This is a genomic window from Rhizobium sp. P38BS-XIX, from assembly GCF_012641435.1.
Taxonomy (GTDB): Bacteria; Pseudomonadota; Alphaproteobacteria; order Rhizobiales; family Rhizobiaceae; genus Rhizobium.
In genome coordinates, this window is sequence record NZ_JABAIJ010000002.1 from 455,216 (window position 1) to 468,085 (window position 12,870).

The 12,870-nt window shown below is 59.9% G+C and carries 10 protein-coding genes and 2 pseudogenes; 9 read left to right on the forward strand and 3 right to left on the reverse strand.

Going from position 1 to position 12,870, the window contains the following annotated elements:
* Nucleotides 1–7: 7 nt before the first annotated feature.
* The 4 genes from chrA to HGP17_RS33595 all read left to right on the forward strand — a co-directional run bounded on the left by chrA (nucleotide 8) and on the right by HGP17_RS33595 (nucleotide 5,450).
* Nucleotides 8–1,405, forward strand: coding sequence for a chromate efflux transporter (gene chrA / locus HGP17_RS11300; RefSeq protein WP_246704021.1), 1,398 nt, complete (start codon nucleotides 8–10; stop codon nucleotides 1,403–1,405).
* Nucleotides 1,402–2,457, forward strand: a complete 1,056-nt coding sequence (locus HGP17_RS11305) for a Cj0069 family protein (RefSeq protein WP_168808882.1) — start codon at nucleotides 1,402–1,404, stop codon at nucleotides 2,455–2,457. The genes chrA and HGP17_RS11305 overlap by 4 nt, the downstream gene beginning before the upstream one ends.
* Before the next feature lie 307 nt (nucleotides 2,458–2,764).
* Entirely contained in the window at nucleotides 2,765–4,429 is a 1,665-nt protein-coding gene (locus HGP17_RS11310; RefSeq protein ID WP_168808883.1) for an N-6 DNA methylase, read from the forward strand.
* Nucleotides 4,430–4,784: 355 nt separating this feature from the next.
* Nucleotides 4,785–5,450 (forward strand): hypothetical protein, encoded by a 666-nt coding sequence (locus HGP17_RS33595; RefSeq protein WP_246704022.1) that lies wholly within the window; start codon nucleotides 4,785–4,787, stop codon nucleotides 5,448–5,450.
* A 200-nt stretch (nucleotides 5,451–5,650) separates the two neighbouring features.
* Here HGP17_RS33595 and HGP17_RS11320 read toward each other — a convergent pair whose 3' ends face one another.
* Nucleotides 5,651–6,214: a TetR/AcrR family transcriptional regulator gene (locus HGP17_RS11320; protein ID WP_168808885.1), complete on the reverse strand. Its 564-nt coding sequence runs from the start codon at nucleotides 6,212–6,214 to the stop codon at nucleotides 5,651–5,653.
* Between the two features lie 108 nt (nucleotides 6,215–6,322).
* On the opposite strand from HGP17_RS11320, the gene HGP17_RS11325 reads away from it, so the two are divergent.
* Nucleotides 6,323–7,732 (forward strand): amidase, encoded by a 1,410-nt coding sequence (locus HGP17_RS11325; RefSeq protein WP_168808886.1) that lies wholly within the window; start codon nucleotides 6,323–6,325, stop codon nucleotides 7,730–7,732.
* A 418-nt stretch (nucleotides 7,733–8,150) separates the two neighbouring features.
* A complete protein-coding gene (locus HGP17_RS11330; protein WP_246704023.1) occupies nucleotides 8,151–8,591 on the forward strand; it encodes a response regulator in 441 nt (146 codons plus the stop codon).
* Nucleotides 8,592–8,694: 103 nt separating this feature from the next.
* On the opposite strand, the gene HGP17_RS11335 is transcribed toward HGP17_RS11330, so the two are convergent.
* Nucleotides 8,695–9,000: an antibiotic biosynthesis monooxygenase gene (locus HGP17_RS11335; protein ID WP_168808887.1), complete on the reverse strand. Its 306-nt coding sequence runs from the start codon at nucleotides 8,998–9,000 to the stop codon at nucleotides 8,695–8,697.
* Between the two features lie 588 nt (nucleotides 9,001–9,588).
* Nucleotides 9,589–10,146, reverse strand: a pseudogene (locus HGP17_RS11340) (LysR family transcriptional regulator); the annotation flags it as partial.
* A gap of 175 nt (nucleotides 10,147–10,321) precedes the next feature.
* On the opposite strand from HGP17_RS11340, the gene HGP17_RS11345 reads away from it, so the two are divergent.
* The 3 genes and pseudogenes from HGP17_RS11345 (at nucleotide 10,322) to HGP17_RS11355 (ending at nucleotide 12,756) form a co-directional block, all read left to right on the forward strand.
* On the forward strand, nucleotides 10,322–11,038 hold the full coding sequence (locus HGP17_RS11345; RefSeq protein WP_168808889.1) for a type 1 glutamine amidotransferase domain-containing protein: 717 nt from the start codon (nucleotides 10,322–10,324) through the stop codon (nucleotides 11,036–11,038).
* A 28-nt stretch (nucleotides 11,039–11,066) separates the two neighbouring features.
* The gene (locus HGP17_RS11350) at nucleotides 11,067–11,489 is read left to right on the forward strand and encodes a heme-binding protein (RefSeq protein WP_168808890.1); all 423 of its coding nucleotides are present in this window, start codon (nucleotides 11,067–11,069) and stop codon (nucleotides 11,487–11,489) included.
* 62 nt (nucleotides 11,490–11,551) lie between these two features.
* Nucleotides 11,552–12,756 (forward strand): annotated as a pseudogene (locus HGP17_RS11355) (alcohol dehydrogenase catalytic domain-containing protein).
* Nucleotides 12,757–12,870 lie beyond the last annotated feature (114 nt).

Genomic DNA, 12,870 nt, shown 5'->3' on the forward strand with positions numbered 1-12,870 from the left:
GACCGTGATGAACGAGGAAACAAAGACACCCGAAGCAGTCGAACACGGCCTGCCGTTCTCCGAGGCCGTCAAGGTTTGGGTACGGGTCGCCGCCCTGAGCTTCGGCGGCCCGGCAGGGCAGATCGCGGTCATGCACCGGATCATCGTTGAGGAGAAGCGTTGGATCGGTGACGATCGTTTCCTCCACGCCTTGAATTACTGCACGCTTCTTCCAGGACCCGAAGCGCAGCAGCTCGCAGTCTATATCGGCTGGCTGCTTCACAAGACGAAAGGCGCGCTCGTCGCCGGCACCCTGTTCGTCCTGCCGGGTGCGATCGCGATCATGGGCCTGAGCTGGATCTACGCGCTCTACGGCAACGTCGGCGCGGTGCAGGCGCTGTTTTTTGGCCTGAAGGCTGCGGTCCTCGCCATCGTGCTCGGCGCGGTCCTGCGCATCGGGAGCAGATCGCTGAAGAACAACGTCCTGATCGGGCTGGCGGCAGCCGCCTTCGTGGCGCTGGCCTTCTTCCAGGCCCCCTTCCCGCTGGTCGTGATTACCGCGGGACTGATCGGCTTCGTCGGCGGCAAGGCCGGTTGGAAGGCTTTCGCTCCTGGAGGCGGTCACGGGAATGCCGGCGGCACGTACCTTGCCGACGCCGACAGCCTGCTCGGCGAGGGCATTCCCGAGCATACTCGTCCGAACGCGCGCTGGCTCCTGAAGGTCGCCGTCGTCGGCGCGATCGCCTGGTTCGGGCCGATCCTGCTGCTGTTCGTCTTCGTCGGGCAGCACAACGTCTTCTCGGACATCGCCGTCTTCTTCTCGAAGATGGCGATGGTGACCTTCGGCGGCGCTTATGCGGTCCTGTCCTACGTCGCCCAGGAAGCGGTCAACCACTATGGCTGGCTGAGACCGGGCGAGATGCTGGACGGCCTGGGTCTAGCCGAGACGACGCCCGGCCCTCTGATCATGGTTACGCAGTTCGTCGGTTTCTTGGGTGCCTATCGCTCGCCGGGCGGGATGTCGCCTCTGCTCGCCGGCACGCTCGGCGGCCTCCTCACGACCTGGGTCACCTTCGTTCCCTGCTTCCTATGGATCCTGCTCGGCGGGCCATTCATGGAGACGCTCCGCCGCAACAAGGCGCTGTCGTCCGCGCTGTCGGCCATCACAGCCGCCGTTGTCGGCATCATCCTCAATCTTGCCGTCTGGTTCGCTCTCCATGTCCTGTTCTCCGAGGTTCGAAAGGTCGAAGGCTTCGGGATGTCGGTGGACCTTCCCGTGCTGAGCTCGGTCAACCTGCCCGCGCTGGCGCTGACGCTTGCCGCGGTCATCGCCGTCTTCCGGTTCAAGATCGGCATGCTCAGGGTACTGGCAGCCTGTGCCCTCGCGGGGCTTGCCTACGGCCTGACGTTCGGAGTCCATCCATGACCGAAAACGTGAAGAAGGTCGCGATCGTCTGGCGCGGCGACCGCGAGACCCGGATTGCGGCGACAAAGACCAACAGCCGCTACCACAAGATCTTCGAGGAACTTGAGGCTGCCGGGTTTGCACCGGAGCCAGCCGTTTTCGACGAGGCGTTTACGGACGAGGTCCTACAGCAGCTCCTCGCCGTCGACGCCGTCCTCGTCTGGGTGAACCCACTGGACGACGGGAAGACTAGAAAAATCCTCGATCCTCTGCTGAGGACAATGGCGGAGTCCGGTGTCTTCGTCAGCACCCATCCCGGCGTCATCCTGAAGATGGGCGTCAAGGAGGTGCTATACGAGACACGGCACCTAGGTTGGGGCGTAGATACGCTCATCTATCGCTCGGCTACCGAATTCCGCCAGGCATTTCCGGCGAGACTTGCGACCGACGGCCCGCGGGTGCTGAAACGCAGTCGCGGCAATGGCGGCCAGGGCGTCTGGAAGGTGGAACTCAACGCCAAGACGCTTAGCGACGCGTCCTTTATCCGCGTGCTGGAGGCGAAGGCCGGCAGTGTTCCGGTGGACCTTGAAGCGTTCATGTCGCGCTGCGAGGCGTATTTTGCTGACGGCGAAAGCATCGTCGACCAGCCGTTCCAGGAGCGGCTGCCGGAAGGCATGATCCGCTGCTACATGTGCGGCGACTCGGTGGTGGGTTTTGGACAGCAGTTGATCAAGGCACTGGTGACGCCGATGCCTGACGCAGGATCGGAAGCACCGCAACCCGGCCCTCGGATCATGCATCCTGCGTCGGCGGCGCCGTTCCAGCGCTTGAGAGATAAGATGGAGAAGGAGTGGACGCCACAGATGATGTCGGTGCTCGGGATCGATCGGCAGTCGCTGCCGGTGGTCTGGGACGCCGACTTCCTTTACGGACCGCGAGACGCCGCCGGCAACGATACCTACGTGCTTTGCGAAATCAACGTCAGTTGCGTCTTCGCCATTCCCGACGACGCGTCCGCGGGAATCGCTCGGGAGCTGACGTGGCGGCTGGACCGTCGCGCGATCGAAGGCTAAACGTGACCGCTGGAGGCACCAATGAATGGAGAGGCGTCATCAGCGCCTGGTGCGGCTCTTGAACCGATGTGAACCGACGAGCGACAAAGGCGCCACTGCCTGATTCCAACGGCTTGCGTTTCGAATGACCGAAAGTCGCTCCGTCATATTGGACGACATAGGGGCTTGAAAAGCTGCAGCTTCCTTCAAACTTTCCGTTGGCTTAGCAAACTGGAAATAAGAACAAAGAGTAGACAGAAATTCATCTCTATAGGATAGGTAAGCAGCAAGACAGCGAACCCATGCGTGCACGATTCGGGAGATAGCCGTGACATCCGTTACCCATCGCGAACCTATCGACACTCCCATTCTTCGCAAGGAAAGAGGGGCGTTTTTTACACCTGCGGCGATCACCCGGTTTATTTCCAAATGGGCCATTCGCGCGCCTGATGATCGCGTGCTCGAGCCTGCCGCTGGAGACGCTGCATTTCTGATTTCCGCGGTCGGCCGCCTCCGTGAACTCGCTCCGCCCGGGAAATCGCGGCCGAAGGTCCATGGCGTCGAGATCCACCCCCACAGTGCTGAGGTTGCCCGAAAGCGGGTCGCTGATGCTGGCGGCGAAGCAAATATCGAACTTTCCGACTTCTTTACTGTCACGCCGGATCCAACGTTCGAAGCTGTCATCGGAAATCCTCCTTTTATCCGGTACCAGGACTTTTCCGGAGAAGCGCGTGCCCGCGCCCGGGAGGCGGCCATCAGGGGCGGCATTTCGCTGACAGGCCTTGCGTCGAGTTGGGCTGCATTTACCGTGCACTCGGCATTGTTTTTGAAGAAGGGTGGCCGCCTGGCCTTTGTCTTGCCAGCAGAACTGCTCTCGGTGAACTATGCCGCTCCTGTCCGCAAGTTCCTATTCAGTCAATTCCGCGACGTGCAGCTCGTTCTGTTCGATGAGCAAGTCTTTCCGGAAGCGGAGGCGGATGTCGTGCTTCTCCTCGCTGAAGGCTACCTTGAGGGGCCAGCGGAGTTCGCAACGATCCGCCAGACGAAGAATGCTGCCACACTCGACACTCTAGGCCCAGGATTGAGCTGGACGCCGGCCGATCCGGCGGGCAAGTGGACCGGCAGTCTCGTCGATGTCGACGCGGTGCATCTCTTGCACTCCGTTTCGGCTGCTGGCCTCTATACGAACCTCGAAACCTGGGGCGATACGACGCTCGGAATGGTGACCGGAAACAATAAATACTTCACGCTTTCCCCCCAGCGCGTCGCCGAGCTCGGACTACGTCCGGATGAGTTGCTCAGCCTTTCGCCACCTGGAAGTTCTCACTTGAGGGGGCTTTCGCTTTCGAAGGCCCAGCTGAAAAAACTCGGTGACGATGGGAACGCGATCCACCTGTTCTATCCAAAAGACCCGCCATCGAAAGCTGCTGCGGCCTATATTGCCGACGGCCACAGGACGGGTGTCGACACCGCTTATAAATGCCGCGTTCGCAAGACCTGGTACCGAGTGCCGCTCGTTTCACCCGCGGACCTCTTGCTGACGTGCATGAATGCGGACACCCCTCGGATTACGGAAAACGCCGCCAGGGCCCGTCACCTTAATTCGGTGCATGGGGTCTATCTGAACGAGGCATGCGCCGCCTTAGGCCGCGAACTCCTGCCGGTCGCGAGCTTGAACTCAATTACGCTGTTGCATGCCGAAATCGTTGGCCGTGCCTATGGAGGCGGCATCCTGAAGATCGAGCCGAAGGAGGCGGACGTCTGGGCTATGCCCTCGCCGACCCTGATTACGTCGCGCGCCGATGCGCTTCGCGCGATCAAGCGAGACGTTCAAAAGCTCCTGGACAAAGGGCGGCTACTCGAGGCCGTTAAGCTTGTCGATGAGACACTGCTGGTTGACTGCGAGATTTCGGCGTCACAAATCGAAGCGGTCCGGGGTGCGCGCGCCGAGCTGGCGAAGCGTCGCAATCTGAGGGCAGCAAGTGGTCGCTAAACCAAGTTCGAAAGCAGAAGCCTGGGAAATTTTCGATCATATCGTCGAAGCTGCTGCGCCCGGCGGGCAACATAGCAGTCCGTGGGCGCTTGGACCGGACGGCCAGCCTTTCTTTCATCCAGATTACGATACCCTTGCGCTATTGCTTGGTGTTCCGCTGCACCTCAAAGTCGGGACGCAGACGGGCGTGCCCGCTCTCGCACTCGATGTCTGGCTCAGCTATGAGCTTAGACGGGCTGGGTTTGGGACGGACCAGGTTTGGCCGCGGCCTGCAAATCCGCGGGTACTTCCCGCGCCCGTTTCCGCGTTCGTCAAATCTCTTCCTACGGCTCTAAGAGCCAAGGCCCAATCCCATTTGACGTCAAACTCGTCCATTCCGGGCGTGACCTCCTCGTCCGCATCAATTCTGGGCAAAAACTATCTTAAGCAGGTAGATGTTATCATCACGGACTGGGTCACTGGTCCAGAGCTACTGATCTCGACCAAGCGAATGGACTCCTCCTACGGAAAAAATGCGCCGAACCGCATTGAGGAATCCTACGGCGATGCCAAGAACCTACGTTTGCGCCATCCCCTTGCAGCACTGGGTTTCCTATTCGGTCTTCGATCGGACATCTTGGAGAAGGAGCCCAAGACGGCAGAGTGGTTGTTCGATCTTCTCGCCAAACTCGGCCGTGAGGACGATGCATATCACTCGACATGTCTTGTATTGATGGAATACTCGACTGATCCAGTCCTGCCGGCGGCCGACGAGGAAGAACCCGTCGACGGCATTTTAGAGCCAGGCCCGCAGCCGGTAACGGATCCGGCCGAGAGTGAGATCGCGCACCTTGCTGAAAGCACGATCGAGAGCGTCGTCAAGGCCCTGCCGAAAGTCTCGATCCTCGTTGAGCGAACACCAGATGAGCTCTCTCCGGCCCGTTTTCTGACGTCCTTAGTTACGCGTGTTCTCGCAGCTACTCCCGTCAACATGCATGAGGAAGCTAGACAGCGCCGCTCTACCGTCTTACCGAAGAGGTAGAAGTTCGGCCCATCCCGACTGGCAGCGGTTGGGCAGGGGCAGGAACCATCGACCCGCATGACTCTAAGGCTAAGTCACTCTCTTTTGCGTCGTAGGCTTTGCCGGTAGCGAAGCAAGATCCCAGCGCAATGTCCCCGATGGGCGGCGTGCCGAGCGGCCGTTCAACGTAGATCGGCTTCATTCGTTCAAGTGGAATACTCTCAACCTGGCAGCAATCCTGCCGTCTGGTAGCTATCGATCATAACGTCGAAGAGCGAGATGTCGGACCTGCTGCGGGCCAGGAGCTGCGCTCCCGCGATCGCGGCAAAGATTGATCTCGCCCGCGCTTCGCTTCCCGTCTTGTCCGTCAGGCCGGCATCGAGCAGCTGCTCCGCGAGCCAGGCGATATTGACGTCGGCGAAGGTCTGCACCTGCTGACGGACTTGTTCAGGCAGGTCGTCGTACTCCGCCCCGAGGAAGCTGCCGAGACAAAGGCGGTTGCCATTCTCCAGCGACGTCCGGAACGTCTGCGGATACTTTCGCAGACTGGTTTTAGGATCGCCCTCCTCCTTCGCAACTTCTTCCAGCCACGCCTTCGTGTCCTGCCAGTAGCGCTCGGCGATGGCTGCAGCGAGATCCGCCTTGCTCGGAAAGTGGTGGTAGATGCTGGCGGCCTTGATGCCGACCTCGGCTGCGAGCTCGCGCATATTTAGGCCACCATATCCGTGCGACTGGGCGCTCAGACGTCCCGCCGCGAGAATGGCTTCCCTTGCACTTCCGCTCATGCCGATGTCCCTTCCGCTTCACCTAACAAATGTTAGATAGGGGTTGACGACGAGATTGTAAAGGCCTAGCTCTAGATAGCCTACCAACTGTTAGTTAGAGAGAATGCCATGCGCAACGAACTGATCTATGCCGACGCCACCAGGCTCGCCGAACTCATCCGCCGCAAGGAAATATCGCCCGTCGAGGTGGTACAGGCCCATCTCGATCGGATAGAAGCTGTCGATCCCAAGCTAAATGCGATCGTAACCGTGGCGGAGGGCGCGCTGGAAGCCGCCCGGAGAGCAGAAGCGGCCGTTTTGGCCGGTGAAGAACTTGGACCGCTCCATGGCGTGCCATTCACCGTCAAGGATTCCATCGACACAGAAGGCGTGATGACGCAGCGCGGCTCACCGATCTTCAAAGGCCGTTTGCCCGACCGCGACGCGACCAGCGTCGCGCGCCTGAAGAAGGCAGGCGGCATTCTGCTGGCCAAGACCAACCTGCCGGAATTCTCCTACTGGATCGAAAGCGACAACCTGCTGTCCGGGCGCTCAAACAATCCGTGGGATCTGGAGCGGACGCCTGGCGGATCGAGCGGCGGTGAATCTGCGGCGATCGCCGCTGGCATGTCGCCACTCGGTCTGGGAACCGATCTTGCCATCTCCGTCCGCGGTCCCGCTGCGCAGACCGGCATCACCTCGATGAAAGCAACCCATGGGCGCGTCCCGATGACAGGGATTTGGCCGCGCGCGCCGCGCCGCTTCTGGCACGTTGGTCCCATGGCTCGTTCGGTTCGTGACATCGCACTGGCCTTCTCCCAACTCGCAGGTCCTGACGGACAGGATGCGTTCGCCTCAAGTGCCGTTCCCTTCGATGCTGGCATTGGTCGACAGCCATATCGCCAGCTTCGCGTGGGCTGGATGGTCGGGCCAGGATTCGGCCCGGTTGACCCGGAAGTTGCTGCCACCGTCAAGGCGGCCGCCGACGCTTTGAAAGATATCGGCCTCTCCGTCGAGCATGTCGGTATCCCTGCGCTCGAAAAAGACTTCGCGCTTGACGTCTTCAACCGTCTCCATGTCATGGAGATGAAGCCTGCCTTCCGCGAGGCGACCGCTAGTCGTCGGGAAGACGAACTTTACAAGATGGCGAAGACAATGTTGTCCCTGCCCGACACCTCCATGGATGACTACATTGACGCCGAACAGGCCGCGGAGCGGTTACGTGATGGCTATGCCGATTACTTCTCCCGCTACGACGCCCTCATCACCCATGTCTTGCCAATTCCAGCCCACAAGCATGGTGTCGAGGAATTTGTGATCGACGGCCAGACCGTCGATGCAACCTATCTGCAGGGCGCGACCGTGCCTCTGAACGTCACAGGCCTTCCCGGCGTCTCGATGCGATTCGGCACCAGCGAAGAGGGCCTGCCGATCAATGTCCAGATCGTCGGCAAATGGCAGGCGGAATCCACCATTCTCCACATCGCGTCCCTGCTGGAGAGCCTCAGTCCAACGCGCGTCCTGCACCCGACGCTCTGAAAATCGTTGCCCACCAGCACAGCCTTCTCGACTGGGAAGACCGTGTTGGTGGGCAAGATCTGAGAAGATTAACGCCAGCCACCGGTGTGCACGATCGCTGTGGTACCGACCATGTCAGATGAGTTCGACCGGAAGGAAGCCAGATCTGCGGGCGGCAGGGAGCACCTGGAAGTGTGATTGACACCGACCGCTTGCATCGGCGGCTAGCCCGTCCGATCTCGCAGTCGAGCAACAATAACGCCTTACGAATGATTGATCCTGACGCTGCCCGGTCCCCGACCACTTCTCACCTTCTGCTATGGGCGAGGATGGACAAATCACCGCAATGCTCTATCTGTCGATGATCGTCAGCAAACGAATTCGTAGGCGCTGGCGGCTGAGGGCTGAGAGCTCCCGCCTGCCAATGCAGGACGTTCTCATGGTCGACGATTCCGCCGGGACATCTGAGAAACTCATCAGCGGCGATGGCAGCAAGCTGCTTGTTCTCATCGCTGAAGATGAATTTCTCATCAAGGTAAATCTCGAAGATGTCGTGTCGGAAGCCGGCTTTGAGCACCTCGCCGTTTCCAACGCGGACGAGGCTATCCGTGCTTTGGAGGAGGACTCGGCTCGCTTTTGCGCGGTGATAACCGATGTGCGGATGCCAGGAGAAACGGACGGTTGGGATCTGGCGCGCCGAGCGCGGGAATTGCAGCCGCTCATGCCCGTGATCTATATGACCGGAGACAGCGCCAAGGAGTGGGCAGCTCAGGGCGTTCCCAATAGCGTTTTGCTTCAGAAGCCTTTCGTCCATGCCCAGCTTGTCACAGCCCTGACCACTCTTCTCAACGGCGCTGCCACGAGCAGCATCGGGCAATAGCGCTTCAAACTGAACTGAAGGGATCGGCTAGCGCGCTCAATCTTTCTGCCTTCTCCGGCGAAGAAAACCGCCCCCGCGAGTGACCGCGACAACAGCCCGACACTTACGACCGCTTATCGGCGATAATGGATAACTTGTGGATCTGTGGTGGCTTGGCGAATAAGTCGCCTTCGGCGGCCTTCGCCATCAAAGCCGCAGCGACCTGGCCATTTAGGTGGGCATCCCTTCCGTCCTCATCGTCGAACGTATCGAAGATTGCAAACGAGCTTGGGCCTTCCTGTATCGCATACCAGGAAATCGTGCCCGGCTCCGCGTTGACGAGAGGTATGGCTGATCTCAGGAAATCGGCGACCTCCTGTTCCTTGCCGGGTTTTGCTTCAAGCGGAACGTAGAGTGCGAATTTGGTCATGGCCATCTCCATGGGCACCTGATCGTGCCGCAACCTGCTATACCACGTTCAGCCGCCGGATGTTACGCGATCGGGTAAATAAAGAAATCCATAGGAAAGCTCGGGGTTTATCTAGGGTGGTGAATCCCTCGGAATGATTGGAAAATAAAGGTCGCGGTATCAACGGCTCTTGAAAGGAATTGAACCATCGACCCCGTCGTTTGGTCAATACGTTCGCGCCAACTCTGCATTTAGAGATAGCTACGTGCTCTCGGGACCGGCTGATATAGGGCCGCTAGAGGACTTGTCCGGTTCTGGGACTGCTCCGCAGTATGCTGCCCTCTAAGTACCGTGACAGGCAAAGTCTGCCTCCGACCCCATCTCGGCCATTCGCAGTCCAGTGGCAGCCTCCCGAAAGTCGCCGTTGCTCGTACGGTACCGGTGAGGTCGCGATCAGCTAAAGACCGCAGCGCGTCTCATCGCGGACGTAGGCAGACTTAGACACTCTCAGTGAGCTGACTTGCAGGCTGATGCGAACTCGACGGTCGCCGTCAGCCCCAACAGATAATCCGTATCGAGTATATTGTTCCTACGGACGGCGGTCTTTCATCAATGCAGTGACGGCTGCACCGCTGCACCAAGTGTTGTAGACCGCCCCGCAAGAAGCGGTGCATAGGCGGCAAGCCTGTGCGAAATGCTTTCGGTGGATAGCCTAACGCGCTTTGTCTTGCATGTTTCCCCCTGTATCAGAACCCAGAGCGTGGCACTCCTTCCCGGATCGATTCCCTAAACTCGCGTAAAGAGAGGGTCAGCATCTCCGACGAAGCACGGCAGCCGGGTCATGCCGATCCCTTGCCGGACAGCAGCGATCTGCGCATCGGCGTCCGGCGTCACGAATGGAATCCCTGACGCATGAACCACCCCTTCGTTGACCCAGTCAGGGACGCTATCGTCGCCAATGATGATGGGTCGGACCGAATCCTGCGTCGATCTACGCCATTTCAATGAGCTGTCCCCTGAGATGTACACGCCTGCCGCCATTTCCGGACCCTTCAGCACATGAAGGTCGAGCGGCAAGGGTTTGCGATCGGAGACGATTCCGATCGCAACGTCAGCCTCGCGGTTGGTCAGGTTCGCCACATGGCCGGTCGACATGATCTCGATCTGATGGCGTCGAACTTTGCGAGAAATATCGGGAGAATCTGACGACCGTCAATTGGAGCCCATGCCAAGTGCGGCATTATTGAGCTTCAAACCCACCGCAAGCAACAGGCCAGTCAGCAGAAAGATTTCTGTCGAGTTTGACCTATCGACTTAGGTGCGACAACCAATTGAGGTTCCGATGAACATACTAATGGTTTTGACGTCGCATGACCGGCTGGGCAGCACGGAAGAGAAAACCGGCTTCTGGTTAGAGGAGTTCGCCGCTCCGTACTACGTCTTCAAGGACGTCGGCGCCAACATCACGCTAGCTTCGCCAAACGGCGGACAGCCACCACTTGATCCCAAGAGCGATGACACAGGTGCGCAAACGGCGGCCACTGCCCGCTTCAAGCTCGATCGGGCGGCTCAAAACGCGCTGGCCAATACGGTGCGGCTGTCAACCGTCACCGCCGACGACTACAGCGCCGTCTTCTATCCTGGCGGCCACGGCCCACTGTGGGATTTGGCCGACAATCCGGACTCGATTCGACTGATTGAGGTCATGTTCGGCACTGGCAAGCCGGTCGCCGCCGTCTGCCACGCGCCAGGCGTATTCCGTCACGTGCGGGCGCCGGATCGCTCTGCACTCGTCAGAGGCAAGTCCGTGACCGGCTTCGCCAACACTGAAGAAGAAGCGGTTGGACTGACTCACGTGGTGCCTTTCCTGGTGGAGGACTCACTCAAGCAGAACGGCGGCGTCTATTCTAAGGCGCATGACTGGCAGCCCTACGTCGTCGTCGACGGCAATCTGATCACCGGCCAAAACCCGGCATCGTCTGAGGCTGGCGCTAAAGCCCTCCTCAATCGGCTAACAGCGCATCACGGAGCGGCCAAGTTACTTCAGTCGACCCGGTGAAAGCACAACCCAAGAGAAAGAGTATTCTATGATCACTCTCAATGAAGCCCGCTCGATCATTGCCGCAGCGGAAGCGATGGCCGACGAGATAGGCCAGCCCATGAACATCGCGGTGGCTGATTGGGGTGGGCACCTCATCGCGCATGTTCGGATGGACGGGGCGTGGTTCGGCAGCGTCGATATAGCAATCAAGAAGGCTTTCACGGCGCGCGCCTTCGACATTTCGACGTGCGATCTTGCGAAGCTTGCACGGGACGGCGGCGATTTCTTCGGCATCGATGCGTCCAACCAGGGTCGCGTGATGATCTTCGCCGGCGGCATCCCTCTTTGCCGGGAAGGCCGTGCGGTCGGCGCCATCGGTGTCAGCGGCGGCCTAGGCGCCCAGGATCAGTCGGTCGCCGAAGCGGGCACGGCGTACTTCGCCGCACGCGAGCTGCCCGTGGCCGCCTGAGCCGCGTGTCAGCGCACAAACCGAACTCACGACGACTCACACATCAAATAAGGAGACACACCATGACTAGCAGTGGCAATCGCGTGGTAACATTCATGGGACCGATGAAGATGGAGCTGCAGACTTTCGACTTTCCGAAGCTCATCACGCCGACCGGCAAGAAAGCCAATCACGGCGCCATCCTCAAGATCGTGACGACGAATATCTGCGGTAGCGACCAGCACATCTACCACGGTCGATTCGCCGCGCCCAAGGGGATGGTAATGGGACATGAGATGACTGGTGAAGTCATTGAGGTAGGGCCGGACGTCGAGTTCATCAAAAAGGGCGACATATGTTCGGTCCCGTTCAATGTTTCCTGCGGGCGCTGCCGTAACTGCAAGGAGCGTCACACCGACGTTTGTATGAATGTGAACGACGAGGTCGATTGCGGCGCCTACGGTTTCAATCTCGGCGGCTGGCAAGGTGGCCAGTCCGACTACCTCATGGTGCCTTACGCCGACTGGAACCTGTTGCGGTTTCCGGACAAAGACCAGGCGATGGAAAAGATGCGTGACCTCACACTGCTGTCGGACATCCTGCCGACGGCTTCCATGGTCTGATGGAGGCTGGGGCCAAGGTTGGCTCGACGGTCTATATCGCCGGGGCCGGACCGGTGGGCCGGTGCGCCGCAGCGGGAGCTCGCCTGATCGGCGCGTCCTGCATCATCGTGGCTGACACCAACACAGCCCGGCTGGACCTGGTGAAGAACAACGGCTGCGAGGTGGTAGATCTCACCAAGGACACACCGGTAGCCGACCAAATCGAGGCGATCCTGGGCAAGCGGGAAGTCGATTGCGGCGTGGATTGCGTTGGCCTCGAAGCGCACGGCAATGGTCCCGAGGCGAACACGGAGCACTCGGAGGCGGTGATCAACACGCTGTTACAAGTAGTGCGGGCGGGTGGCGCAATGGGCGTCCCTGGCATCTATACCAATGCCGACCCGAAGGCGAGCACCGATCTGACGAAGAAGGGCCAGCTTCCCGTTGACTTCGGCAAGGCATGGATCAAGTCGCCGAAACTGACGGCAGGCCAAGCGCCGATCATGCACTACAACCGCGATCTGATGATGGCGATTTTGTGGGACCGCATGCCCTATCTGAGCGCCATGCTGAACACCGAGATCATCGCGTTGGAACAGGCGCCCGAGGCCTACAAGACTTTCAGTGAAGGCTCGCCGAAGAAGTTCGTCATCGATCCGCACGGCAGCGTGAAGAAAGCCGCTTAGGGACGGTCGACGACGCGGGCGCTCCACTGCTCCCCCGTCGAGCGCCCCGATGTACTGTAGCAGGCGAGCGGGTCGGTGCCTGCGCACGCCAGCGAGGTGTTGATCGCGGTGGAC